This is a genomic window from Variovorax brevis, assembly GCF_030317105.1.
GTDB lineage: Bacteria > Pseudomonadota > Gammaproteobacteria > Burkholderiales > Burkholderiaceae_C > Variovorax > Variovorax brevis.
In genome coordinates this window covers 652,283-678,451 of the sequence record NZ_JASZYG010000002.1, presented here as the reverse complement: position 1 = coordinate 678,451, position 26,169 = coordinate 652,283, and the positions used below count along the sequence as shown (strand labels likewise).

The 26,169-nt window shown below is 67.4% G+C and carries 17 protein-coding genes; 7 read left to right on the top strand and 10 right to left on the bottom strand.

All coding sequences use genetic code 11. The annotated features are described in order from the left end of the window. Window positions 1–147: 147 nt before the first annotated feature. From recD to nhaR, 8 genes are all read right to left on the bottom strand, one after another. Window positions 148–2,265, bottom strand: a complete 2,118-nt coding sequence (gene recD, locus QTI66_RS07760; protein ID WP_286558656.1) for an exodeoxyribonuclease V subunit alpha — start codon at window positions 2,263–2,265, stop codon at window positions 148–150. Further along, window positions 2,262–6,017, bottom strand: coding sequence for an exodeoxyribonuclease V subunit beta (gene recB / locus QTI66_RS07755; RefSeq protein ID WP_286558654.1), 3,756 nt, complete (start codon window positions 6,015–6,017; stop codon window positions 2,262–2,264). The genes recD and recB overlap by 4 nt, the downstream gene beginning before the upstream one ends. Then, window positions 6,014–9,547 (bottom strand): exodeoxyribonuclease V subunit gamma, encoded by a 3,534-nt coding sequence (gene recC, locus QTI66_RS07750; RefSeq protein ID WP_286558653.1) that lies wholly within the window; start codon window positions 9,545–9,547, stop codon window positions 6,014–6,016. Before recC ends, recB begins: the two co-directional genes overlap by 4 nt. Window positions 9,548–9,574: 27 nt before the next feature. Then, complete coding sequence (locus tag QTI66_RS07745; protein WP_286558652.1) at window positions 9,575–12,241, bottom strand: AAA family ATPase; 2,667 nt, start codon at window positions 12,239–12,241, stop codon at window positions 9,575–9,577. A 1-nt stretch (window position 12,242) separates the two neighbouring features. Continuing rightward, the gene (locus QTI66_RS07740) at window positions 12,243–13,388 is read right to left on the bottom strand and encodes a metallophosphoesterase family protein (RefSeq protein ID WP_286558651.1); all 1,146 of its coding nucleotides are present in this window, start codon (window positions 13,386–13,388) and stop codon (window positions 12,243–12,245) included. A 95-nt stretch (window positions 13,389–13,483) separates the two neighbouring features. After that, a complete protein-coding gene (locus tag QTI66_RS07735; protein ID WP_286558649.1) occupies window positions 13,484–14,503 on the bottom strand; it encodes a helix-turn-helix transcriptional regulator in 1,020 nt (339 codons plus the stop codon). Between the two features lie 68 nt (window positions 14,504–14,571). Then, window positions 14,572–15,219 carry an ankyrin repeat domain-containing protein gene (locus QTI66_RS07730; RefSeq protein ID WP_286559050.1) on the bottom strand — a complete coding sequence of 216 codons (648 nt, stop codon included), beginning with the start codon at window positions 15,217–15,219 and terminating at the stop codon, window positions 14,572–14,574. A gap of 180 nt (window positions 15,220–15,399) precedes the next feature. Next, on the bottom strand, window positions 15,400–16,296 hold the full coding sequence (nhaR, locus tag QTI66_RS07725; protein ID WP_286558648.1) for a transcriptional activator NhaR: 897 nt from the start codon (window positions 16,294–16,296) through the stop codon (window positions 15,400–15,402). 118 nt (window positions 16,297–16,414) lie between these two features. Between nhaR and QTI66_RS07720 the strand changes: the two genes are divergently transcribed. The 4 genes from QTI66_RS07720 to QTI66_RS07705 all read left to right on the top strand — a co-directional run bounded on the left by QTI66_RS07720 (window position 16,415) and on the right by QTI66_RS07705 (window position 19,688). After that, window positions 16,415–17,101, top strand: a complete 687-nt coding sequence (locus QTI66_RS07720) for a Bax inhibitor-1/YccA family protein (RefSeq protein ID WP_286558645.1) — start codon at window positions 16,415–16,417, stop codon at window positions 17,099–17,101. Between the two features lie 24 nt (window positions 17,102–17,125). Continuing rightward, on the top strand, window positions 17,126–17,656 hold the full coding sequence (locus QTI66_RS07715) for an Rrf2 family transcriptional regulator (protein WP_286558644.1): 531 nt from the start codon (window positions 17,126–17,128) through the stop codon (window positions 17,654–17,656). A gap of 159 nt (window positions 17,657–17,815) precedes the next feature. Further along, window positions 17,816–18,568, top strand: a complete 753-nt coding sequence (locus tag QTI66_RS07710; RefSeq protein ID WP_286558642.1) for a TerC family protein — start codon at window positions 17,816–17,818, stop codon at window positions 18,566–18,568. 223 nt (window positions 18,569–18,791) lie between these two features. Beyond that, window positions 18,792–19,688, top strand: a complete 897-nt coding sequence (locus QTI66_RS07705; RefSeq protein ID WP_286558640.1) for a dienelactone hydrolase family protein — start codon at window positions 18,792–18,794, stop codon at window positions 19,686–19,688. Between the two features lie 113 nt (window positions 19,689–19,801). On the opposite strand, the gene QTI66_RS07700 is transcribed toward QTI66_RS07705, so the two are convergent. Beyond that, window positions 19,802–20,629, bottom strand: coding sequence for a hypothetical protein (locus QTI66_RS07700; protein WP_286558638.1), 828 nt, complete (start codon window positions 20,627–20,629; stop codon window positions 19,802–19,804). A gap of 147 nt (window positions 20,630–20,776) precedes the next feature. Continuing rightward, window positions 20,777–20,998 (bottom strand): hypothetical protein, encoded by a 222-nt coding sequence (locus QTI66_RS07695; RefSeq protein ID WP_286558637.1) that lies wholly within the window; start codon window positions 20,996–20,998, stop codon window positions 20,777–20,779. A gap of 343 nt (window positions 20,999–21,341) precedes the next feature. Here QTI66_RS07695 and QTI66_RS07690 point away from each other — a divergent pair, with 343 nt between their 5' ends. The 3 genes from QTI66_RS07690 to QTI66_RS07680 are packed head-to-tail and all read left to right on the top strand — an operon-like array spanning window position 21,342 to window position 26,168. Next, on the top strand, window positions 21,342–22,685 hold the full coding sequence (locus QTI66_RS07690; RefSeq protein WP_286558636.1) for a hypothetical protein: 1,344 nt from the start codon (window positions 21,342–21,344) through the stop codon (window positions 22,683–22,685). 6 nt (window positions 22,686–22,691) lie between these two features. After that, window positions 22,692–24,041: a hypothetical protein gene (locus QTI66_RS07685; RefSeq protein WP_286558634.1), complete on the top strand. Its 1,350-nt coding sequence runs from the start codon at window positions 22,692–22,694 to the stop codon at window positions 24,039–24,041. A gap of 21 nt (window positions 24,042–24,062) precedes the next feature. Continuing rightward, complete coding sequence (locus QTI66_RS07680; protein ID WP_286558633.1) at window positions 24,063–26,168, top strand: hypothetical protein; 2,106 nt, start codon at window positions 24,063–24,065, stop codon at window positions 26,166–26,168. Window position 26,169 lies beyond the last annotated feature (1 nt).

Here is a 26,169-nt window from a genome sequence, read left to right as displayed (position 1 = left end):
TCTTGCACCGCCACGGTGAGCCGCGGTTCTCCTGCGCGCTGCCTGCGACCCAAGAGAAGGCGGACTATAGGACTCGCACCGGAGCGTGTCGAGCGTGAAGACCCGCGCTTTTCAGCGCGATGGGGCCAGCAACGATTCGCGGCTCTCTCAGTTGCCCGCAGCCGCCGACAGCCGCGACGCGAGTCCGCCCACCCGGTCGACACGCCTGGCAATAGCTGCCTGCATCACCTCGGGCGCAGCCACCAGCGTGAACCAGTGGCGGGCCCGCGTGATGCCGGTGTAGACCAGTTCACGCGTGACGACGGGGCTCGCCCGTTCGGGCAAGAGCAGCGCAGCGTGCGTGAACTCCGAACCTTGCGACTTGTGCACCGTCATGGCGAAGACCGTTTCCACCGCGCGCAACCGGCTCGGCAGCACCCAATGGATGCCACCCTGGCCGTCGCCGCTGGCAAAGGCCACCCGCAGCGTCCAGCGCGGTCGGGCCTCGCCGGGCACGACCATGGGAATGGCCAGCGTGATGCCCACGTCGCCGTTCATCAGGCCCAAGCCGTAGTCGTTGCGCGTGACCAGCACCGGCCGGCCGGCGTACCAGCCGCCCTGCTCGGCCTCCAGCAAGCCTTGCGCGCGCAGCAGGTCCGCAATGCGCTCGTTCAGTCCCTCCACGCCCTGCGGCCCGCTGCGCAAGGCGCACAGCAACTGGAACTGGCCGTAGGCGTTGAGCACATCCAGCGCCCATGCGTCGAACGCGTGCTGCGGCGCGTCGATGGCGGGCTTGTTCTCGCGCATCAGCGTGAGGTAGTGGCGATAGCCCACCGGCGGTGCCAGACGCTCGCCGCGTTCGCTGCGCCCCTGGCCGCGGCCGGCAAAACCATCGGGCGCACCATCGACCGCGAGGCGCCGCAAGGTCGCATCGTCGGCCGGCCATTGATGGGCGATGTCTGCATGCCGGTGCTCAAAGGCGCGTTGCACCGCCACCCCATCGCCCGCATTGACGGCCTCCGCCAGCTTGCCGATGCCGCTCGATGCGCTGAAACGGTGGCTCACGCGCAGCTTGACCACGGCCTGGTCCAGCGGACGGCCCTTCGCATCGCACAGTGCCGCTTCGAACATCTCGCCGGTGGTGGCCTGCAGCCACGCGGCCGTTTCGACGTTGTAGTGGCCCGCATCGGCACGCGCACACAGGTCGCCGAGCACGGCGCCCGCCTCGACCGAGGCGAGCTGGTCCTTGTCGCCCAGCAGGATGAGGCTGGCCTGCGGCGGCAACGCGGCAAAGACGGACGCCATCATTTCGAGGTCAAGCATCGACGCCTCGTCCAGCACCAGCAGGTCCAGCGGCAGCGGGTTGTGCGCGTTGTGCCGGAAGTGGCGCGTGTCGGGGCGGCTGCCCAGCAGGCGATGCACGGTCGTCACCCCGGTCGGGATCGCGGCGCGCACGGCCTCGGGGTCGGCCAACCCTTCCAGGGGCAAGCGCGCCACTGCTCCGGCAATGGATTCGTTCAGGCGCGCTGCGGCCTTGCCAGTGGGCGCCGCCAGGCGAATGCGCAGCCGGGCGCCGCCCTGCGACAGCGCAAGGTGCTGCAGCACTGCGAGCAGGCGCACCACCGTCGTCGTCTTGCCGGTGCCCGGGCCGCCGGTGATGATGCCAAAGCGCTGCCGCACGGCGACTGCGCAGGCCACCTTCTGCCAGTCGGTCAGCGCGCCGTCGCGGGGCGGAAACAGGATGTCCAGGGCGGCCGCAAGTGGGGCCTGCATTTCGGGCGCTGCGGCGGGCGTGGGCATCGCCACGCGGCGGGCAATGGCCTGGCTCACCGACTGTTCGTACTGCCAGTAGCGACGCAGGTACAGGCGATCGCCCGCGTGCACGAGCGGCGTCGCGCCCGGACCGCTGCCCACCAGCGCGGGATGCTTGAGCGCCTTGTTCCACCGCGCCAGGCTCACGCCCGCGAGCAAGGCCGAGGGCAAGGTTGGCGGGGCCGTGCCCTGTGTCGATGGGTTCGCGCCTTCGGGCGGCATGGACAGGGCTCCCCCTGCATCGGTCAGCGCGGCCTGCAGGTCGAGGCAGGCATGGCCGCGGCCGAGCTGATGACTGGCGAGCGCGGCACCCAGGATCAGCAAGGGATCGGCGTCGGGTGCGCGCTGCGCCAGGAAGGTGGCGAAGCTGCGGTCCAATCCGCGCAGCCAGCCTTGCTCGACCCAGCGATCCAGGTCCGCGAACAACGCGGCGTGGCGGGCCGGCAGAGCGCCAAGAAAGACGGCGCTTGTCATGCCGCCACCCCGCGATTGGTTGCTGTTGCCACAGTGGCGCTGAACAGCGCGTCCAGCGACTCGATCAAGGCCTTGGGCGGCCGCTCGCAATGCAAGCCCTGGCCGGGCGCCGCGTGGCCGCGAAGAAAGAGGTAGACCGCGCCCCCGATGTGGCGCTCGTAGTCGTAGTCCGGCAGGCGCGAGCGCAACAGTCGATGCAACGCAAAGACATAAAGGACGTACTGCAACTCGTAGCGATGGTGGAGCACCGCGTCGCGCATCGCCGCAACGGTGTAGTCGGCGTCGCGCGGGCCCAGCCAGTTGGACTTGTAGTCGGCCACGTAGTAGCGGCCTTCGTGCTCGAACACCAGATCGATGAAACCCTTGAGCATGCCGTTGACCTGCTGCGGCTGCAGCGCCGGTCGCGGCACGCCGCCCAGCGTGTGGCGGGTAACGAGCGCGTCCAGCGCCAGCGTGTCGACGTTCTGTGCAGCGAGCCAGAACTCCATTTCGATCTGGACGTGGCGCAGGGACGACGGCGAGACCGCGACCGGCTCTTTCCCGTGGAGCGCATCAAGTTGGAGGGGCGTCGATAGCCACGACTGCATCCACGTGCGCAGCGGCTCGATCCAGTTGCTCCAGCCGTTGAGGTTGCAGCGCCGCGCAATGAGGTCGGCGAGATCGGCCTGCGCTTCCGCGTCGCTGTGCAGGCGCGCAAATCCCTTGCGGCCGGCCCACTCCAGCAGTCCATGCAGGAAGCTGCCGGGCGCCGCGCCGCGAGGGAATCCATGCAATCCACCGCCCTCGTCGACGGCGACCGGCGATGCGTCTTGCTCCACTGCGCCAGCAGCGGCACGGCTTTCCGCATAGATGTCCTCGGCGGCGGTGGCGGGGCTGGGCTGCATCGCCACCGGGACCGGGGCTTCGTCACCGGCCAGGGCGATGTCGTCACGCCTCAAGGCCGAGTAGCTGGCAATCCACCAGTTTTCGCGCGGGCCGGTGGGCAGGGGTGGTTCGGGCGCAGGCTCAAGTTCCGGATCGCGCGGCTGGTAGCGCGCGTCCCGGGCCTCGGGCGCCGGCTGTACGGCGATGGCATCGTGGCTCCGCGCCATTGCTTCGAGGGCATCGTTCAACGCCGACGGCGACAATGCCTCGCCACCGCTCAGCAGATAGCCAATCGCGCTGTCCTGGACGGCGGCCAATGGCGCCACGCCCATCCAGGTGGCATAGCGGGCGCGCGTCAGCGCCACATAGAGCTTGCGCAAATCTTCGCCGAGCCTTTCGCGGTCCACGCGTTCCACGGCCTCGTCGTCGGCGCTCAGGGCGACGATGAGACGGCCGCTGTCATCATGCCACTTGAATGGCGGGTCGTCGCCCCTGGCGGGGCGGAATGCGCTTGCGAAGGGCAGGAAGACCAGCGGGTACTCCAGGCCTTTGGACTTGTGCACCGTGACCACCTTGACCAGGTCGGCGTCGCTTTCCAGCCGAAGCTTGCGCGCGTCGTTTTCGCTTTCGCTGTCGCTGCGTTGTTCGGCCAGCCAGCGGATGAGCCCATGCTCGCCTTCCACCTGCACGCTGGCCTGCTGCAACAGTTCCGCCAGATGCAGCAGGTCGGTCAGCTTGCGCTCGCCGCCCGTTTCGGCCAGCAGGCGTTGCGGCACGTCGAAGTCCTGCAACAGGTGGCGCAGCATCGGCAGCACGCCCTGGCGCCGCCACGTTTGCCGGTAGCGCCGGAACTGCAGCACACGCGCTTCCCACGCGAGTTCGTCGTGATTGAGTCGGTCGAGTTCGGGCCAGTCGAGTGCAAGCACGGCCGTGGACAAGGCCGCGCGCAAGGGACGATCGTCATCGGGCTCGGCGCAGGCCAGCAGCAGGCGTTGCAGGTCGGCCGCCACCGGACTCTGGAACACGAACTCCCTGTCGGAAAGGTACACGCTGCGCACGTTCCGTTCGGTCAAGGCCTGGCGCACGATGGCGGCCTCGCGGCCGCTGTTGACCAGCACGGCAATGTCGCCTGGCTTGACCGGGCGCAAGGCGTGGCCGTCGCCCGCGAATCCCGCCCTGCCCGCCTGTGCTTCGGCCAGGAGTCGCACGATTTCGGTGGCGCAGGCGGCGGACATCAAGACCTGCGCCTCGCCCGAGCCGATGGGTTGGTCGGTCGCCACGGTCCAGCAGGTCAGCGCGGGCGCAGGCGCATCGCCATCCACCCAGCGCTCATCGCGGCCCTTCGCATCCACGGCGATGAACGGCAAAGGATTGTCGCTCGGGCTGCGAAACAGGAAGGCGCCCTGCCCGGCATCGCGCTCTTCCGCCTGCATGAAGACGCGGTTCACCGCGCCCACCATCGCGCCGGTCGAGCGAAAGTTCATGCCCAGCGTCGCGTGACGGTCCGCCGTATCGCGGCGCGCCCCCAGGTAGGTGTAGATGTCCGCGCCACGGAATGCGTAGATCGCCTGTTTCGGATCGCCGATCAGCACCAGCGCCGTGTCTTGCGCGTTCGCCGCCACGTTGTAGACGGCATTGAAGATGCGGTACTGCAAAGGGTCGGTGTCCTGGAACTCATCGATCAGCGCCACGGGAAACTGCGTGCGGATGAGTTCGGCCAGGCGCCGGCCGTTCGGGCCCTGCAGCGCGGCGTCCAGGCGCGTGAGCAGTTCGTCGAAGCCCATCTGCGCCCGCCGCGCCTGCTCCGTGGCCAGGCGTGCCGCGGCCCAGTGCACGGCGTGGCGCAGCACGTCGTCGTGCGCGTCGGGCAAGGCGGCCAGGCGTGCGCGCAGGGTCTGCATGTCGTCGAATGCCGGATGGTCGGGTGCGGGCACGCCTTTGTTGAAGGCCTCCGCCATGCCTTCTGGCGTCAGGCGTGTCCAGGCCTTGCTGCCCTTGTCCAGCGGCGGCTGTTGCGCATCGCTCGAGGCCCACAGCCGCAAGGCGTCGAGCCAAGGCTGGTAGTGGCGGGTCTGCAGCTTTCGGCCATCCACTTGCTTGCCCGCAACGGCCTTGTCGAGGAGCGCCTGCAGTTCTTCAATCCAGGCGGCCCAGGGTGCCTTGATCTGCGCCAGCTCCCGCTCGGCCTGCTCGCGGGCGGCGCGCAGCGCAATGGCGGGGGGCGTTCCCGGCGCCATCGAATGAGTCAGGCCCAGCAACTTGTTCGCCGATTCCAGCAAGGCGGCAGGCGTCGCCCACCACTCGTGCACCTGTCTGGCCTCGTCGAGCGACAAGGGCGTGAAGAAGCTGCGCCAATAGTCGCGCAGCACTTCCGCGCGCAGCTCCGCCTGGTCGGCTTCGAGCGTCTGCGTGAACAGGGCGCCGCTGTCGAAGGCGTGCTCGCGCAGCATGCGGTTGCACCAGCCGTGGATCGTTGAAACGGCGGCTTCGTCCATCCACTCCGCGGCCAGTCGCAGTGCACGCGCGCAGGCGAGCCATTCGGTTGCGGGATAGCTGTCGCGCAGGTCGTGGAGCAGGTCCTGTCCTGGCGCCTTCGGCTGCACGTTGTCCGCATCGACGGCAAAGGCTTCCGCCGCTTCGGCCAGGCGCGCACGGATTCGATCCCGCAGTTCCTTGGTGGCCGCCTCGGTGAAGGTGACGACCAGGATCTCGGGCGGCGTGAGTGCGCGCGAAAACGCTGCGGGTCCGCCGTGCCCCAGCACAAGCCGCAGATACAGCGCAGCAATGGTGAAAGTCTTGCCGGTGCCGGCACTGGCCTCGATCAGGCGGCTGCCGCGCAGCGGGAAGCTGAGCGGCTGCAGCACGGGTGGTGTCTTTGCGCTGCTCACGCATTTTCCTTTCCGGCGCGCGCACCTTTGGTGGACGTGCCAACCGCATCGCTCAGGGGCTTGAGCAAGGCCAGGGTCCAGTGGGCCAACGCGCCGTCAGACCACAGCGCGGAAAAGTCCGGGAAGGCACGCCGCAGATAGTCGCTGCCACGCGATTCCGCAAATGAAAACTTCGAGTCGTCGTCATAGCACTTGCGCGCCGCCTCATAGGCGTCAGATTGCAGCAGGTTGTCATGCGTGCCGCCGCGGTCGAGCCAGGACAGGCCTGTTCGCAGGGCCAGCGCAAGAGGCTCGCACTGGCCTTGCTGCCACGCGTCGAGCAGCACCAACCAGTACACGCGTGCCGCTTGCGCGTCCAGCGGCAACAGCGTCACGCTGCCGACCTTGCTGATGATGCGGGTGGTCATCGATTCGCCAGCCAGGTGCGCCGCGACGTGCGCGATCCAGAAGGGCACGAGCTTGTCACGGCGATAGCGGTCGTCCTTGACCAGGCTGCCGCTGTGGAGCACGAGCCGGCATCGGTCACCATTCGCGTTCGTGCGCAGGTTGCCGAGCCAGTCGACCAGTCGCAGCGATTCGTCTTCCACGCCATCGGGCAGGTAGTCCAGCGCTTCGTCGGGCAGTTCGTCCGGCCAATCGGCCTGCGCCGCCGCGTATTCGACGAACATCTTTTCCATGGGCTCGGCGAGCACCTCCTGCTGCAAGGCACCGAAAGGGCCGGGCGACAACTCGCCGCGACCCGCGATGCGTTCGAGCTGGCTCTCCATCACTTGCTGGCGCGACGCGCCCGCTTCCAGCGCCGTTCGCTGCACCTGGATCAATTCGTCCTGCAGGCGCCAGTTTTCCAGCGCGTTGAGGTCGAAGGGCTCCTGGTCTTCGCTCACACGGTCTTCCGTCTCGAGGTAAACGCCCAGGCGAAGGCGGAAGAAGCTGCGCGCAGGCTCCTTGAGGAAATCCGAGAGCACGCGCAAGGTCAACGGGCCTTCGAAGGGTCGCGGCGGCAGCACCTCGCGGGCAAGCGATTCGCCTGCCGGCATCGACGGCGCCTTGGCGCGCCAGGCACTGGCGTAGCTGAACAGGCGCTCGTCATCGCCCCGTGTGAAGTACGCCGGATGGAAGGGTTGCAGGCGATGCTCCACCGTCAAGGCATGGAGCAGGCGCTGGCCAGCCTTGTCCTGTGGCAAGTCCTCGTCGCCCTGAAGGCGCCAGCCCGCAGCAAGGTGGTCGCGCAGTTGCGCCACCAGCACCGAGGGCGGACGCTCCGAATGGTCGAGGATGCTGCGACCGACCCAGCTGATGTGCAGCTTCCCCCGCGCCGACAGCAGCGCTTCGAGAAAGAGGTAGCGGTCGTCCTCGCGTCGCGAGCGGTCGCCGGGGCGGTAGTCGTGGCCCATGAGGTCGAAGTCCATGGGCACGCGGCTGCGCGGATAGTCGCCGTCGTTCATGCCGAGCAGCGCCACGACGCGGAAAGGAATCGCGCGCATCGGCATCAGCGTGGCGAAGGTCACGGCGCCGGCGAAGAAGGGCTGGTTGAGCGTGGGCTGGTCGAGCTGCGCGAGCCAGTGTTCGCGCACCACCGACAGGGGCAAGGCTTCGTCGAGCCCCGCGTTGGCGCAGGCGTCCACCCAGTTCTGCAAGTGGGCTGCGAGCTTTTGCACGGTGAAGCCGTCGGCGCTTTCGTCGCTTGCGAAAAAATCAGCCAGTAGCGCGCGCAGGCGTTCGCCCCACACTTGCGGTGCGGCCGGGGTCGCCAGGGTGCGCCAGTGGGTTTCGAGGGTGGAAAGCAGTTGCGCCAACGGGCCGAGCAGCGCGGCGTCCAGCCCGCCCACTTCGTCCAGCGGCTCCACGCCCGCCCAAGCCTCGCTCGCGCCGACGGCATAGCCCAGCAGCATGCGCTGCAGGCCGAAGTCCCAGCTGTTCTGCGCCAGCGCTTCGGGCAGGTCGAGCGTCTGGCGTTGTTCGGCGTGCAGGCCCCAGCGAATCCGGGCCGCCGAGATCCAGCGGTGCAGCAGCGGCAGATCGCTTTCCTCGATGTCGAAGCGCGCCCGCACCGCAGGCACTTCCAGCAGGTCCAGCACGTCGCTCACGGCCACGCGCGATTGCGGCAAGGCCAGCAGTCTTTCGAGCGCGCCGAGCATTGGGTCGTGATGGCGCTGGCCCTGATCGGCCAGCGTATAGGGAATGTGCCGCGCGTCGTCCGGCGAGAGAAGGCCGAACACGGCCTGGATGTGCGGCGCGTAGGCGGCGACGTCCGGCACCATCACGATCACGTCGCGTGGGCGCAGGGTGCTATCGGCGGCGAACGCGGCCAGCAACTGGTCGTGCAACACCTCGACCTCGCGCTGCGGGCCGTGGGTGATGTGGAACGCGATCGATGGGTCGGCGCGCGCATCAAGTGCGGGCCAGGTGCCGCGCGTCTCGGTCAAGGGTCGCAGGTCGCGAATGTCGTCCTGCAGTTGGCGCAGCAAGGTGTCACGCGGGTTGGCATCGAAGTGGGCGATGCGCTGGCCGATGGCGTCGAAGCGCTGCGCATAGGCTTCCTGCTCGTCGTGCTCATCGAGCAGACGGATGAAGTCGCGGCCCTGCTTGCCCCAGGCGGCGAGCAATGGTTGCGCGTGAAGGTGCATCGCCTCATCGGCGATGGGGCCTTCGCTGCCGGGGCGGCGGCGCTGGCGCAATCGTTCGGCACGCAGCAAGTCCTTGTCGGCCACGATGTGCGACCAGTCGTGCTCGCAGGGGTTGTGCACGCACATGAGCACCTGTACCCAGCGTGCCAGCGCGGCCAGCACTTCCAGCGACTGCTGCGGCAGTGAGGAAATGCCGAACACCACCAGGCGCCGCGGCAACTCGGGCGGCCGATCACCTTGCCACGACTGGGCCTTGGCCAGGAAGCGCTGATGCACTGCCGCGCGACTGCCATGCGCGCCTGCCTCACCCACGTCGTCGAGCAGCGCGCGCCAGAGCCTGGGTTGCCAGCGCAATTCGTCGGGCACTGGCTGGCGCCCGCCGCGGCTGGTCACGATCTCGTCGTGGCCAGCCGCCCAATCGGCGAGCCAGTCGGCGCGATAGACCTGGTACTGGTCGAAGAGATCGGCCAGCCGCCCCGCCAGTTGGTGGCGCTTGCGCATGTCCGAGTCGTCCAGCAGGAAGCGCGCGAGCGGCGCAAACACGTCTTCGCGCAGCAAAGCGGGCAGCAAGCGCATCAGCCGCCAGACCAGCAACGCCTTGTCGAAAGGCGATGCCGCCGGCACGGCTTGCGCGCCCAGTACCGCACGGTAGGCCTGCCAGATGAAGCTGGAAGGCAGCTCGGTCTTGATGGCGGCCGCGATGCCGACGCCGCCCTGCGACGCATCGCTGGCCAGCGAGAGCTTGAGCCACTGCGCGACGCCATTGCTCTGCACCAGCACGCATTCGTCTTCCAGCGGCGCCAGCGGATGGCGCGCCATCCACGCGATCATGAGGTCGCGCAAGGCTTCGGGATGGTTGCTGTGCACCGCCATGAAGCCGGGCGAAAGGACGGAATGGGTCATCAGGTCTTCGATTGTCCTCGGTGCGATTCAGTCGAGCGAGCGCACGCCCACGCCCATGTCCCGCCAGTCTTCCGGATGACAGGTGAAGAGCAGGATCTGGTGGCGCTGCGCGGCATCGAAGAGTACGCGTTTCATCTGCGCGAGCCGGGTGGTGTCGCTGTGGACCAGTGCGTCGTCCAGGATGAGCAGCGTGGGGCGGCCGGCCTGTTGCAGCAGGTCGGCATAGGCGAAGCGGCTGATCAGGCCCAACTGCTCGCGTGCGCCAAAGCTCAGGTCGCTGAAGAGCCCCGCTTCGATCGCGCCACCCGTCTGCGCGGCGCGTGTGAGCAGGCCGGGCGCCAGGTCGGCATCCATCTGCACCTTGGCGCCGGGCATGAGCAGCGGCAGGTAATGCTGCATGCGTTCCTGCAGCGGCGCCTGCAGGCGCGCGAGCGTGGCTTCGCGCCGCGCGTTGAGCCGGGTGCACAGCAGGTCCAGCGCTTCGGCGCGGTGCTGCAGTTCGGCGTGGCGGCGGGTCGCCTGCGCGAGTTGGCCTGCCAGGGTTTCGCGTTGTTCTTCCAGGCCCTGCGCGCCGGCCTGCTGCAGGGTGTTCTCCAGCACCAGGATCTGCTCGCGCCGCAGCTGGTGGCTGCGCGTCATCTGCTCGATGCTGCGTTGCAGGCGGTCGATGTCCTGCGCGAGGATGTCGGGCCGGGCTTCGCGCACTTGGGCGATGGCGAGCGCGACCCGTGCCGCCAGCGCATCGTGTTCGGCGCCAGAGGCCAGCAATTGTTGCTGCGCCTGTGACGCGCGTTGCTGCCGCGACGGATCGGCAAGCGCCGCCTGCGCGGCCGCGTGCTCGCGCTGTGCCGCCTCGTGCAGGCTTTGCGCGCCGGCGCGCTGGCTCTGCGCATGGGCCAGCGCCGCATTGGCCTGCTGCTGCGCGGCGATGGCGGCGTCATGCGCGGTCTCGGCCTCGTCGAGCGGCTGCACGGGCAGTTCGCCGACGGCGGCGGGCAGGCGTGCAAGGGCTTCTTGCGTGGTGCTGATGCGAACCTGCACGTCCGACAGTGCGTTGCGCAAGGCATCCAGCCCCTTGGGCGCGACGATGGTCAAGGCCTGGTCGGCCATGCGGATCTGCGCGTCGCGTTCGGTCACGCCGGCCAGGCGTGACTGCGCCTCGGCGACGTCCTGCACGCCCAGGGATTGAAGCAGGCTGCGCAGGGCTTCCTGCGCCGCATCGTGGCTGCGGGCCAGCCGATCGAGGTCATCGCCGCCGGGGGTGATGACAAGCTGTCCGCCGCCCGGCAGTTGCAGCGTGGCCGGCGAATCGATCAGCAGTTCGCCTTCGGCGTGCATGCTTTGCGGCTGGCCGTGCGTCAGCAAAGCCAGCGATTGGCCATCAGGCAGCCGGAATAGCAATCGCGTGGCGACGGCCTGGCGTTGCAGCCGCGCGTCGCGCTCGGCCCGCTCGAGCGTGAGGAGCTTGTCGACCTGCGCCTTGGCGATGGCGGGCGCCGCGGCCGCGCTGGCGCGAAGCGCGTGCAGGCGCTGCTGCGCTTGCTCGGCGCGCTCGAGGGCCTCGAAGCTGCGAGCCGCATCCGCCTGCGCCTGTTGCAACTGTTGCGCCAAGCTGCGGCGCGTGGCTTCCTGCCTTGCAGCGCGCAAGGCTTCGGATGCGCCGTGCGCGCGTGCACGCGCATCCTCGGTGCGCTGCAGCGCCAGGGCCACGGCTGCGTCTTTCGCTTCCAGATCGCGGGCGGCTTGCAGCAAGGCCTGTTCGCGCGAACCGGCGTTGGATTGCTGGCGTGCCAGCCCTTCCAGTTCCTTGGCCAGCAGATCGCGCGTGCGCTCCAGCTGGACAAGACGGCCCTGGTCACCGTGCAACTGGTCTTGCGTCGCCTGCAATGCCACGTGGCGCTGGCGGGCTGCGGCAAGGCTCTGGCGCATCGCTTCCCACGGCTCGTTCGCCTCGTCGGCCTGATGCTGGTGGCGAAGCATGGCGAGTTGGTCCACCTGCTGGCGATAGGTGGCGATCTGCGCGTCGAGTTCGTCGATCTGCGATTGCAGCGCAGTGATGGACTCCGCTGCCTCCAGATAGGCCGCACGCGGCTTGCCCAAGCCGGTCAGCAGCTCGCCGCGCTGGCCAAGAAGCTGCTGCAGCAGTTCGTCGCCGCCCGTGGCGGCCAGCGCCCCGGCCTGTTCGCCCGCCTGCCCCTTGAGAGCAGCGTGCAGATGATTGCGGGCATGGCTCACATCGAGGTCCTGCCCTGTGCCCTGCTCCACCCACAGCAGGCCCGGAATGCCCCAATGCTCCGGCTTGCTCGCGCCCTTGCCGGCAAAGGCAAAGCCGAAGATGCGGGCGAGGTGGTCTTCGGCGTCCGTGCCGTCCAGCGTGCGCGCGCCGATCTGCAGCGTGCAGCGCCTCTTTCCCAAAAAGGTCTTGAGCAGCCGGTGCTCGTCGCCACCCAGCGTGAAGTCGAGCTCCACCTGCGGCGCTGCGCCACTGCCTTCGCCCCAGGGGCGCAGGTCGTCCACCTGCGTGGACCGGTGCCGCTCGAAAAAGGCGGCGCGAATCGCGCGCACCAGCGTGCTCTTGCCCGCTTCGTTCGGAGCCGCGAGGATGTTCAGGCCGCGCTCGAATCCGCTGAGCTCGCGCGGCTGGCGAAAGCGCCGCAGTTGCTCCACGCGCAAGCGGGTGATGTGGATGCCCATGTTATGCAGCCTCCGCAGCGTCCAGCGGCGCCGGCGCGCGCTGCGCCAGCGCGGCCGTCAGGATGGACAGCGCCCCGCGCGCAGTGCGCGCCTGCACGGCATCGGCTCCGCCTTGCAGGCCGCGAAGTTCCGCAACGAGCTCGCTCAGATAGCCGTCCACCTGCAGTGCGGCGATGTCCTCGTCGGTCGGCACCAGGCGCAGCGCCGAAAGATCTGCCTGCAAGTGGCGCGCCCTCGCCTCGGCGCGGCCCACACCTGCCTGCAGGCGCTGCAATCCGGCGAGGTCCACCTGTCCCTGCACACGCAGGTCGGCAACGGACTGCGCGTCCAGTTCGTCGAGCTGGTCGCAGAGCGATTCGACATCGCTTGCAACTTGCAGCACGACCTCCATCGCGCGCCAGCGATAGCGCCCGACGGCCAGCGGCGTGACCTGCGGCTGCGCACCGGGCCCGGCGATGTCGATGAGCAGCGCCTGCCCCGCATCGTTGGCCTTGAAGCGATCGGGCTCCGGCGTGCCCGCATACCAGGTGCGTTCGTTGATGCGTTTGCAGCCATGCCAGTCGCCCAGCGCCAGGTAGTCCAGCCGCGCGGTGGATGCACGGTCGGGCGCGATGGGATTCGTCGAGTCGATGCCTTCGGCCAGGATCCCCTGCACGCTGCCGTGCGCCAGGCCGATGCGCAGCAATCCGTCGGGCGTGTCAGCGGCATCGAACCACGCGCTGAGGTCTTCGTAGGTGTGGCGTTGCACCAGGGGCGCCGGCAGCGCCGCAAAGCCTTGGGCCGCAAACAGGCGCACGCCGGGCGTCAGGAGCAGGTGCGCATGCGGCGGCACCACGCCCAGGCGCTGCGCACGCGTCCACACGCTCTCCGCCAGCGCGGCATCGTGGTTGCCGGGAATCATCAGCCAGGGTCCGGCGTAGCCCGACAGCGCGTTGAACAGGCGCCGCATGGTGCGCTCCGACACCGTCTGCGCGTCGAACACATCGCCCGCGACCAGCACCGCGTCCACTTTGTGCAAGTTGGCTAGCGCCGCCAGTTGTTCGACCGCCGCGATGCGCGCCTCGGCCAATATGGGCGCGTGCTCGGGGTCGAAGGTTGCGAACTGGCGGCCAATCTGCCAGTCGGCCGTGTGAAGAAAACGAGTCATGGTGTGTTCAGGATGATTTTTGCCTGCCGGAGGAACCCAACAGATCGATATTCGGCGACGGGAGGCTCACAGCGTGAGCCAGGGCGGATTTCGGGCTACCGCGCGCGGCTGGACGGCTTGGCGCGCTCGTAGACGGCCGCGGCCAACCGCGTTTTGTCGGCAACGTGGCGCCGCAGGGGCGCGTCGCCCACCACCTCGACATCGGCGCCGTGACGCATGGCTTCCATGGCCAATTCGCGGACGTCGGTGTAGGGAATGCGCAGTTGCAGCCGGCCGTCGGGCAGCCAGTCCGCCTGCTGGTCCGGATGCCATTGTTCGCCCGCGACCCAGCGCGCCGCCTCGGCGGAGAAAACAAGGGTGGCCTGCCGCACCTCGGCGCCTCCGTAGGCGCCGTAGCCGGCGTCCAGCTGCTTTTCCAGCGTCTTGAGCGACACCTCGCGTGCCGCTTCGTCCACCACCTTCGCGCTTCGGATGGCATCGAGCGCAAAGCGGCGCAGGCCCGCGCTGCTGTGGCACCACGCATCGAGGTACCAGGTGTTGCGGATGTGCACCAAGCGCTGCGGCGAGACCACGCGCAAGGATTCGCTGGAGCGGCTGCGGGTGAAGTAAAGAATCTCCACGCGCTTCCGCTGCGTCAGCGCCATGCAGGCGAGTTCGAAGTATTTGCTTTCGACCGGCCTGCGGTTCATGCTCGCGATCTTGACGCGGTTCAAGAGTCCTTCGGCCTGCCCGTCGACGCTGCCCAGCATCTGGTGGACCTTGTCGAGAATGGGCTGCACATGCCGCGACAGCACGCCGCCTTCGTCCAGGCCGGACATCAGCTGATGCATGGTGAGCAGCGCATGCAATTCGCGTTCGCTGAACCAGACGCCCGGCAGATGGTGCGCGGAGGCCGCGGCGCCCTTGGCTTGCGTCTCGAATTTGTAGCCGTTGTGGAAGCGGTCGTAGACGATCGGCGCATCGAGGCGATCGCGCAGGTATTCCAGGTCTCTCTTCAGCGTGGCCCTTGAAACGCCCAGTTCGGACATGAGCTCGTTGAAGCTCACGTAGCCCGCCCCCTCGGGGCGGTTGCGAATCAGCATTTCGATCTTGTAGAAGCGTTCGGTTCGATCCACGGGTTCCAGTCAGTCACAGGCTCAACAGGTGAGCCCGTGAGTGTAGCGCGCTCACCTCCAACGGATCACTACGGCGCGCCAGCTGACTTAAGCTTTTCAACCATGGCCGCGTAGCCGCGCGCGCGGGCCAGTTGCAGGGGCGTGTTGCCTTGCCGGTCCGTGAGCTTCAGGCTGGCACCGGCGTCCACCAGCAAGGCGAGCGTGCGCTGGTGGCGCGAACCGCCGTCGCCCAGCACGATGGATTCGATCACGGCAGTCCAGTGCAGGTTGTTCACGTGGTCCAGCGGTGCGCCGGCGGCAATCAACTGGCGCACCACTTCGTCGTGGCCCAGGTGGGCGGCGGCGATCAGTGCGGTGCCGTCGTAGCGGCTGGTGGTCTGCTTTGCGCTGGCGCCGAGCGACAGCAGCACGGCCAGCGTGGCGGGGTCGTCGGCCACGGAGGCGATGGTCACTGCGTCGTAGCGATCGTTCTCCAGTACGTCGAGCTTTGCGCCGCCGCGCGCCAGCAGCCGGATCGCCTCGCGCTGGCGGGCAAAGGTGGCGACGTGAAGCGGCGTGCGTCCCATGCCGTCGCGCGCTTCGGTGTTGGCGCCCGACTTCAGCAGTTGCTCGATGCGCGGCAAGTCGCCCTTCCATGCGGCCAGGTGCAGGCCCTGGTAGGCCTGTGCTTCAGCGGTCGAAGGCGCCACCTGCGCCATGGCTGGCGTGGCGCACATCAGCAAGGCCGCACCGATGCATGCGAGCAGGCGCCGTTGGAAGGTGGAATGCATGAAGGAGTCTCCGAAAGGAAAAGGGATGGCGCGGCATCGTCGCCGCGTCTGCGGACTGTAGAAACTGCCCCGCCCGCACGCCAGTCGTACGGCTACGGGGCTGGTCCGTAGGTTTACGGAGTCGCCCTACTTGCGCAGGAACTTCACCCGCGCCGAATGCGTGATGGCCGCCACGCAGGGATGCGTGATGCGCCGCTCCAGCGACACGGCAAAGAACTCTTCCACCAGTTCGGGTGCGCGCCCGAGCACCCTGACGCCGTATTGCGCGCAGGTTTCATCCTCCAGCACGCTCGGCGACATGAACACACCACGGCCTTCGCTGCCGAAGGCCTTGAGCAGCGCCGCGTCGTCGAACTCGCCGATCAGGCGCGGTCGCAAGCCATGCTCCGCGAGCCACAGGTCCAGCCGCTGCCGCATCGCCGATGACGATCCCTGGATCAGCATGGGCGCGCCATCGAGGCAGGCCGGAAACGCCCCTTTCACCGTTTTCTTGAGGCTGTCCGCCATGAAGAAGGTCATGTCGGTGGTGCCCAGCGTGTGGTTGAAGGCCTTGACGCTGGTCTGCTTGCCCATGGCTTCGTCGGCAATCACGATGTCCAGCCGATGCACCGACAGCTGCGCCAAGAGGTCGCGGAAATTGCCTTCGTGGCAGATCAGGCGGACCTGTTCGGGAATGGCCAGCGCGGGCTCCAGCAGGCGGTAGGCGATGGACTTGGGCACCGAATCCGCAATGCCCACCCGAAAGCTCAGGCTTCGGCCCGAGAGGCCCTTGCTGCTGACGGCAGCCTCCAGTTCGGCGCCCAACGAAAAGATCTGTTCGGCGTAGCTCAGCGCGGTGCGCCCATCCGGCGTGAGCTCCACACCGCGGCCGCTTTTCTGGAACAGGTGGCAGCCGAGCGAGTCCTCGAGCAGCTTGATCTGCGCCGACAAGGTCTGCGGCGTGATGTGCAGCTGCTGGCCCGCGCGCACGATGCCGCCCGCCTTGGCCGCAGCCCAGAAGTAGTGCAGATGCTTGAAGTTCATTGGCGGGTAATCCCTCGATACTTCGCATAAAGCGATGAAACGATGCCAAATATACGACTTTTCTCGAAGACTCAATGGCCTTAGATTTGACGGGTACAACTCCTTCAGGAAAATCCAGATGAACCAAGAACTGCACTTCCCGCGATCGGCCCGCGTCGATTCGGCCGTCGAGCGCAACCGCGTGCTGCGCAACACCTACTGGCTGCTGTCGCTTTCCATGGTGCCAACGGTGCTGGGCGCGTGGATCGGCGTGGCAACGGGCATCGCAGCAGCCATGTCGCCAGGCATCAGCATGATCGTGTTCCTGGGCGGCGCCTTCGGCTTCATGTTCGCCATCGAGAAGACCAAGAACTCGGCGGCCGGCGTGCCGGTGCTGCTGGCCTTCACCTTCTTCATGGGGCTGATGCTGTCGCGCATGGTCGGCAGCGTCCTGGGCCTTGCGAATGGCGCGGGCCTGGTGATGACCGCATTTGCCGGCACGGGCGGCGTGTTCCTTGGCATGGCAATGCTGTCGTCAGTCATCAAGCGCGACCTCAGCGCAATGGGCAAGTGGCTCTTCATCGGCGCCATCGTGCTGCTGGTGGCGGGCATTGCCAACCTGTTCATCCAGTCGAGTGCGTTGATGATGGCCTTGTCGGTGCTGGCCATCGGCATCTTCTCCGCCTTCATCCTGCATGACCTCAAGCGCGTGCGTGACGGCGAAGAGACCAACTACATCAGCGCGACGCTGGGCGTGTACCTGAGCCTGTTCAACGTGTTCCAGTCGCTGCTGGCGCTGCTGGGCCTCACGAGCAGCCGCGAATAACGTCAACCTGGCCGGAGAAGATCCATGCGTCTCACCACCAAGGGCCGCCAAGCGGTGGTCGCCATGATCGACGTGGCCCTGCAGCAGCGCTCGGGCCCCGTGGCGCTGGCCGGCATTTCGCGCCGGCGCCACATGTCGATGTCCTACCTCGAGCAGATGTTCACCGACCTTCGTCGCCACGGGCTGGTTCAATCCACCCGGGGCCCCGGCGGCGGCTACAAGGTCGCGCGGCCGCTGGAAGCCATTTCGGTGGCGGACATCGTTTCGGCTGTTGACAGCGCGGAACTCGACGTGTGCCGCGAGTTGGGCGCCGATATCCGCCCCACGGGGCAACGCTGCCTCACGCCGGAGCTCTGGACCTCGCTGGGACAGCGCGTGCTGGAGTTCCTGGCCTCCGTGACCCTTCAATCACTCGTCGATGAACAGCGGGCCGCCAACGTCCAGCCCGAAGTGCAGCCCGCGCAGCAGGCGACCACCAAGGGCCGCCGCGTCAAGTCCTTGTTGCCGCAGGCGCCCAACTCGGTGTTCCAGCTGGGGATGTTCCTGCCACGCTGATCTTGGCGCGTCAAGTGCGCTGGCCTCCCGGCCGCGCACATCCCGGCATCCCCATGAGCCCCGTTCGACGGGCACCCAATCCACAAAAAAAATCAGGCCACCTGAAGGGCAACATTTTTGCTACCTTCGGGCCCTTCAACATCAGCAGCGACCGAAGCCATGCAACTCCTCTCGGACCCCAACGTCTGGATCGCGTTCGCGATGCTGACCAGCCTGGAAATCGTTCTGGGCATCGACAACATCATCTTCATCTCGATCCTCGTCGGACGCCTGCCGCCCGAGACGCGCGACAAGGCGCGGCGGCTCGGCCTGGGCTTTGCGATGGTCACGCGCCTGCTGCTGCTGCTCTCGCTGAGTTGGGTGATGGGCCTGACGGCGGACCTCTTCACCGTGGCCGGCCAGGGCATCAGCGGACGTGACCTCGTGCTGCTGCTGGGCGGGCTCTTCCTGCTCTACAAGGCGTCGCACGAAATCTTCGTGGAGGTGGAGGCGCGCGAAGAGCACGGACCCGGCGAAACGCCGCCGGAGGTGTCCGCTGCTGCAGGCAGGACCATGTTCTGGAGCATCATCGGCCAGATCGCCATCATCGACATCGTCTTCTCGCTCGACTCCGTCATCACTGCCGTGGGCATGGTCGACCAGATCGCGGTGATGATGGCCGCGGTGATTGCGTCGGTGGCCGTGATGCTGGTGGCCGCCAAGCCGATCGGCGACTTCGTCGACAAGCACCCCTCGGTCAAGGTGCTGGCTTTGGCCTTCCTGGTGATGGTGGGCATGGCCCTGACCGCCGAAGCCTTCGACCAGCACGTGCCCAAGGGCTACATCTACGCGGCCATGGCGTTCTCGCTGGCTGTGGAGGCGCTCAACATCCGGGCGCGGGCCAAGCGCCGGGCGCTGGCCGGTCTCTCCTGAAGCACGCAGGGCTCCAGGGGAACGCGCGATCCACCGCGCGATTTCCCGAGCGCTTGCGGGCGGGTTTTTCCGGAGTCTGAACTCCAATCCGCGCGGAACTCGACGCGAAGGGGTCGATCAGAGTACGTCGGTCTGCGCCAGGACCGTTCCCGAGGGCGTCGTCACCTCGTTGCTGCGAGGCTTCCACGATGTCGATCATTGATCCACCTTCACCGGAGTCCACATGCCCCCACCACAACTTTCCGCCAAAGATTTCGATCAGGAACTGCTGGTTCTTTTCGATGCGTACGTGCACGGCGGCGTCGATCGGCGCGGGTTCCTGCGCGGCGCCGAGCGATTTGCAAAAGCCGGCATGACGGCGGCCGGCTTGCTGGCAGCACTCAGTCCCAACTTTGCGGCAGGCCAGCAGATCAAGCCGGACGATGCACGGATCAAGACGGAGCGGGTCACCGTGCCCTCGCCGGCCGGCTACGGCACCATCAACGGGTACCTGGCCCGGCCTGCCTCCGCCGGATCGAAGCGACTGCCGGCGGTGCTGGTCGTCCACGAGAACCGCGGACTCAATCCGCACATCGAGGACATCGCGCGCCGACTGGCGCTCGACGGTTTCATGGCTTTCGGGCCGGACGCATTGACGTCCATGGGCGGCTATCCCGGTGACGAGGACAAGGCGCGGGACGCGTTCGGCAAGCTCGACCAGGCCAAGACGCGCGCGGACTTCCTGGCCGCTGCAACCTGGCTGCGCGGCCGCGCCGATGGCAATGGCAAGCTGGGCGTGATCGGCTTTTGCTGGGGCGGCGGCATCTCCCACTGGCTCGCCACGCAAATGCCCGACCTGAACGCCGCAGTGCCCTTCTACGGCAACACGCCCGCGCCGGAAGAGGCCGCCAAAGTGAAAGCACCACTGCTGGTGCAACTGGCCGGTGTCGATGAGCGCATCAACGCGGCATGGCCCGCCTATGAAACCGCCCTGAAAACCGCGGGCGTGAAGTACACGATGTACCAGTACGCAGGCACGCAGCACGGGTTCAACAACGACACGACGCCGCGCTACGACCCCGCGGCCGCGCAACTGGCCTGGGAGCGGTCGGTGGCCTTCCTGAAGGCGAATCTGGCCTGAAGGCGGACGGGGTGCGCTGACAGACACGGCGCACCCGGCACCGCTGGCTGAGTGAAACCTTCAGCTGTTGCCTGCCTTGGCCTCATTCATGCGCACATCCCCGTCACGCTTCCTCACACCGTGACGGCCGCTGCGCCCGGATATCGCAACGTCTGCCGCGCCAACGCGTACAGCACCGGAAGAGCCGCGAGCGCAGCCGCCAGGTGCTTGAGGGTGTGGCCCGAGATCAGCTCGTGCGTCGCGTCAAAGATCGCATGGTCCCCCAACTCGAACAGCTTGGCCAGCCCGTAGCAGGCGATGACCCAGCCCAGCCTGACGCCGACAGCGTTGCGCAGCGGCTTGGCGAGCGCCAGCGCCAGGATCACGGCCATGCCGCCGAATTGCACCAGCGCCCATGGCAACACGTTGCCGGTCCCGTGATGGGTGCTCGCCGCCAATACACCCGCAACGAGCATGAACCAGGCCGCAGGCCAACCCGCGCGCGCACTGACCCGGTCGCAGACCGCAACGCCCACGATGCCGGCGAACGCAACCGACATGCCCAGACGGTCCGCGACCAGACGCCATTCGTCCGGCTCCAGGTGATAGAAGGTCGAGCCCGCGGCGGTGAGGATCAGCCCCGCAAAGAACATCCAGGCGCAATGGAGCGCGTTGTCAGGCGGATGATCTGCGCGATGCTGCAACGGCCGCACCCGGGCGCCGTGGCGAAGCCGACCCAGCCGGTGCAGCCACAACAAGCCGCTGAAGCCGAACATGGCAAAAGGCAGGTTGCTCAGCACGTCCATCGCGTTCGGCAAGCCCATCCACGCACGACGATCCGCAAATGCCGCGCCGAAGTGCTCGGGCATCGGCAGCGCCGGCGCGACGACGGCGATGACCAGCAGCACCGCGAACAGAGTCAGCAATCCGCGTTCGCGATGTGAGACTGACGGCGGGATCATGGAGCATTCCAGGGCGACAACCACTCCAGCTGCGAAGCGGCCTTCAGCCCTCGCGCAGCATCGAAATCGGGATGGGGCATTTTGCGCCAACACCGTCGAGACCCGTCCACGCTTCCTGCAGGGTGATTCAGCAAGCGCTGCCGGGCGTCACGCCTCGGCAGCAGGTTGCACCGCAGGAACCGAGAACTCGCGTCCGATGCCAATTCGCGCATACAGGTAGTTGCTGCGGGCCCTGTCGCTGAGCGTGTCCATGTTCACCTGCCCGCCGGCATCGCATGGAAACGCATACCCGCGCCCCTCGTTGAAGAGCGAGCGAAAGCGCAGTTCGTAGTGACTGCCCGAGCCTGAAGCTGTTTGAGATGAGTTCATCTTTGCTCCCCTTGAAGCTCATGTGGATGGACGTAATACGCGCGAAGCATCTGTCTGGATTTGCAATCGGCGTGCAGCCCGGTTTGCTCGCTACTCACGGTGCAACCATCGTGCCAAGGCGCGACCGGCCAGCCGCCTCAATGAACCCTTCGGCCTGCGCCAAAGACTTCTCGTGTTGCCTATGAAACGCCGTGGGGCGGAGTGTGTTCGAAGGCACCGAAACACGCTTCGCCGATGAGGCCCGTCCAAGGCCCTGCAACGAAACGAGCTTCGCCGCAAACGCACTGTTTGCCCCCCAAACCCGGGTGTTTGCGCTTGGCACACCGATTGCAAAGAGTGGTGCATGAACGCGGCCACCAACAATCAACGACTCGTGCAGTACAGCCCGGAGATGGAAAGCATCGACGCCTTGGCGGGAGCGTTGCCAAGCACGGTCGCACACCAGTATTCGGCGAACGCGGAGACCTTCAATGAAGGCCTCGTCATGGAGTTCGCGGCCGAGTTGCTGGAGGCCACCAGCGATCGCGCTTTCGCGGAGACGCTGGAACGCCTGATATCCCGTGCAGGGCAGGCTGCCTTGCGCAAGCTGGGCCCGGCGACCGCGCAGGCGTTGCAGTGCAAGCTGCTGGGCCTTGCAAAGAACGCATTGCCCTTTGCAGCACGCGCGCTCGGCGTGCCTCGCCAGGCGCCCTCTTCCACGTCGCCTGCCGCGACGGCGCCAGCAGCAGCGAACCCGATCGCACGTGCCGCACAGGTCTTCGGCCTCGAACTCGAAGGACTCAGCCCCGAGGACAAGGAGTTCGAACTGACCAGGAGCTTCGTGCGCCTGGCAGTCGATGCGGTGCGCCATGCCGCTTCACTGCCCGATTCGCTCCCGCCACAGACCACCGCCTTGCGTGCCGCCACCGAGGCCGCACGCCACTGGGCGCCCGCGCTGCTTCGCAACGGCGCCGCCCATCGCAGTCCTTTTCAAGTTCCCAACGGCGAGCGCGCAGGCGTTCGCAATTTCAACGCAGTCACCCACCGCAAGGAGCCAACCATGCACGACATCGATCGGACACAGCTTGAGTATTCGAATGAACAGTTCGAGTTCGGGGAAAGCGAATGGTCGCCCGAGGGCACCTTCAGCGAGAGCGAGCAAATGGAACTCGCCAGCGAACTTCTTTCGGTCAGCAACGAAGGCGAATTCGACCGCTTCCTGGGCGACCTCGTGAGCCGCGCCACCAAGGCGGTCGGCAGCTTCGCGCGGTCCTCCGCGGGCCAGGCGGTAGGCGGCGTGCTCAAGGGCGTTGCCAAGAAGGCCTTGCCCTTGGCCGGCACCGCCATCGGCACCTACTTCGGCGGGCCGCTGGGCGCCAAGATCGGCTCCGGCATCGCCAACGCAGCCAGCAGCGCACTCGGCCTCGAAGGCGAGATGGCGGGCGAGGACCGCGAGTTCGAAGGCGCCAAGCAGTTCGTCAAGATCGCCGGGCAAACAGCGGCCACCGCGGCCGCCGCACCACCCGGCTCCAACCCGCGCGCAGTGGCCCAGCAGGCCGCGATGACAGCCGCCATGCAGCATGCGCCCGGACTGCTTGCGGGCGGCGCGCCAGCACCCGCTGCAGGCGCAGCCCCAGGCGGTGCCACAGGCGCGCGCTCGGGCCGCTGGCTGCGGCGCGGCACCAAGATCGTCCTTTACGGCGTCTGAACCGTCATGGCCGTCGGCACCTACCCCACATCGATGCTGTCGCAGGAGGCGCGTGCGCTCCTGACAAGGCTCGGCCGGGTCAAGCCCTTCGCGCTGGTCGAGCCGATGGTGCCGGCGGCCAACCTCCTTCCGGCCGCGCAGACGGCCATCGAGCGCCACCTCATCGAGGGTCGCCGCGAGTTGCGCCGCATGGTGCGCGCCTTCATCTCCTGGCTGCAAGGCCCGGGTGCGGCGCGGTCCACGGCGGCCGAGGCGCAGCGCAGGTTTTCCTACCTGCGCCTCAAGTTCAACGCCGTGCTCACGCAGTTCGACCTGTTCAACGACGTGATCACGCAACGCAGCGAGAACGAGAGCGGTGTCTGGCTGTCGGGCCTGGACGTGGTGTCCGCCGATGCGCTGTCGCTGCCCGGCGCGTACTTCGAGGCGCCGCCCATCGTCTGCTATCTGGATCGCGGGCCAGGCGCCGCCATCCGCCGCGCACGCACGCGCTTGCCCGGCGGCGGCGAGAACCCCGTGGCCGTGATCCGCGTGCCGCGCGAACGAATGGTCGGCAGCGGCATCGCGTCATCGCTCGTGCACGAGGTCGGCCACCAGGCGGCTGCGCTGCTCGACCTCGTGGCCTCGTTGCGCCCGGTGCTTCGTGGCCTGCAGCACGGGGCTGGCCCCAACGCGATGGCCTGGCAATTGTTCGAGCGCTGGATCTCCGAGATCGTGGCGGACTTCTGGTCGGTGGCGCGCATCGGCATTGCAGCGCCCATGGGCCTGATCGCGGTCGTGAGCCTGCCGCGCGCCTTTGTGTTCCGGCTCAATCTCGACGATCCGCATCCGGTGCCGTGGCTGCGCGTCAAGCTCAGTTGCGCAATGGGCCAGGCGCTCTATCCGCATCCGCAATGGCAACGGCTCGCCGACCTGTGGGAAGCGTTCTATCCACTGCGCGGCCTCGATGCACCATCGATCGGCCTCCTGCAGCGCCTGCAGGCCCTGCTGCCCGCCTTCGTGACGGTGCTGGTGGAGCACCGGCCCGCCGCCTTGCGCGGCAAGACGCTGACCCAGGCGCTGCAGGTTTCGCAGCGCCAGCCGGTGCGGCTCGCAACGCTCTTCCGGCTGTGGAGGCTGGTGCCCGAGCTGATGTACCGCGCGCCGCCATCGCTGGCCTTCGCCGTGATCGGGCAGGCGCGCTCGGACAACCGGTTGAGTCCCGAAGACGAGGCCGTGCTGCTGGGCAAGTTGCTGACGCACTGGGCGCTGGCCAGCACGCTCGAAATGTCGTCGACCTGCGCGTCCAGCACGGCGCGGGCGCAGCCACCCACCGCACGAGGCCCGGCCTCGCCCTCTTTCAGTCCGATCGCCGATTGACCATCACCCAAGGAGTATGAAATGAACACGCAGCAAACCGCTTTGAACGAAGAACGCAAGGCGTCGATCGTTGTCAAGGTCACCGACGCAGCGGGAGCCTGCGCCGTAGTGTCCAGTGCATCGATCGCGCTCTTCCGCAAAGCCAGGGGAAAGCAGGGACCGCACCCGAAGCCGCAGGAACTGCACGGCCACGCCGTGCCCGAGCGCGTGCAGTTGACCAACCAGCATGGCGTGACGGTCTTCGATGGCCTGGAGCCCGACTACTACGCGGTGGCCTACCTGAACTATCCCGCTGGTGTCGTGTCGGAATGGGTCAATGCGGAGCCCGGTTGCGCAACGCATGTGCACCTGGAGCCGCCCATCAACGCCGCGATCGCAACCGTCGTGCAGTCGGACGACTGCCAGCCGCTCAACTGCCGCCAGCCGCGCGCCGGCGACAACATGGTGACGACGCTCACGCATGCCGCTGGGCTCAACGCGACCATCATCGCGCCGCCCGGCACCATGCGGCTGCGCAGCGACTCCGACGTGCTCGACGAGTTCGCCTGGACGGCGCACCAGGGACGCCTCCAACGCGTCTTCACGATGCGCATTCCCCTGTCTTCGCAAGCCTTGGGCGCCGGAGGCTTTGCGAGTGCGCCGCCGCCGGCCGAACTCGACGTGCCGGAGAACGTCAACGTCATCGCGCAACTCCCCGTTCCCGTCACGGGCAACGTCGGTGTCTCGCTGACGCGCACCGAGACCGAGAACACGCCGGACCTGCCCCTGTGGGTGGCCATTCGCAGCGGCACCGAGGCGCTGTCCTTCAACAACTACCTGCACTACATGGACCTGCTCTTCTGCGCCGAAGACCGGCAGGCCGTGGCCAACGCCTTCCCCGCGGAGAAACGGCTCTTCCACCAGCTCAAGGGCAAGCGCTTCCTGCCGTTTACCGACACGGATGCCTATCGCGTGCTGAAGGCGGCGACCGAGGCCTTCGTGATGGTGAACTGCGCGGTGCTGCGCGAACCCGACTTCGACCGGCGCGACGACAACGCCTACCTCGACCGCCGCGACCTGCCGCCAATCGGCAACTTCGACCGGGCCTTCGAGCGCTATCTGGAGCCGCTGGGCGTTGGCCAGGGCAACGATCGCGTGCTGCCCTACCTTGCGCTCATTCGCCGCAAGCTGCCCGACATCCCGATCACCAACCCCGATCGCGTGGACGATAGCCTGTGCGTCGGCTTCGTGCAGGACAAGCTGGCCAACCCCTGCCTGGTGGAGCTGATCTGGTCTTACTGGCTCGAAGAGGCGATGCTGGTGCAAACGATGAACGCCGTCACGCGGCGCTTCCAGAACATCCGCTCGCCGGGCACGCCCGACCCGCTGGCCAACCTGGAGATCGATCCGCTGCGCCCGCTGAACAACCTGATCTGGGGCTACACGCAAGACGAGCAGCACCGCCTCACGGTGAACCGGCGCAACTACGAGTACGACCACCAGTACGGCCTGCGGCTGCATGGCCGCGCCATCCGGTCCATGCGCGCGGCCGACACGCGTTCGCCGTTCCTGGAGGCTTTCCACCACCTGCTGCGCCTGTGCACCGTGTTCTTCAAGCAGGACGACGACACGACGGTCAAGGCCGATGCCTTCCCGGTGCTCAACGCGCTCAAGGAAGTGCACCTGGTGATGTCGCAAGGCGCGCACAACCAGTTCGGCGACCTGCCCTCGACCGCGCGCATCGAGATGCTGATGCAGCAATGGCTGCTGGCACGCCCCGAGTTCCGCGAGTTCCTGCCGACCCGCATCATGGTGGCCTACCCCGAGCCGTGGATGGACCGCGTCGACGCGATGAAGAAGATCCAGGGATGGACGGACACGAGTGTCGTGCACTTCCGCAACCTGGCGATCTTCGGCGAGCAACTATTGCTCAGCATTCGCTACGGCGCATGGAGCGAGGTGTTCGAGCCCACGCAAGCCTTCAACTGGGCGCGCTTCTGGCGGCCGCAGATCCAGGGCTACAACCACGCCTTCTGGGCGGCCACCGGTGTCGAGCTCAGTGGCGAGAACGCCGACAAGACGGCGGACGCCACGCTGCCTTCGCTGCTGCTTCAAAAGCGGCTGGCCGTGCAACAGCGCACCGCATGAA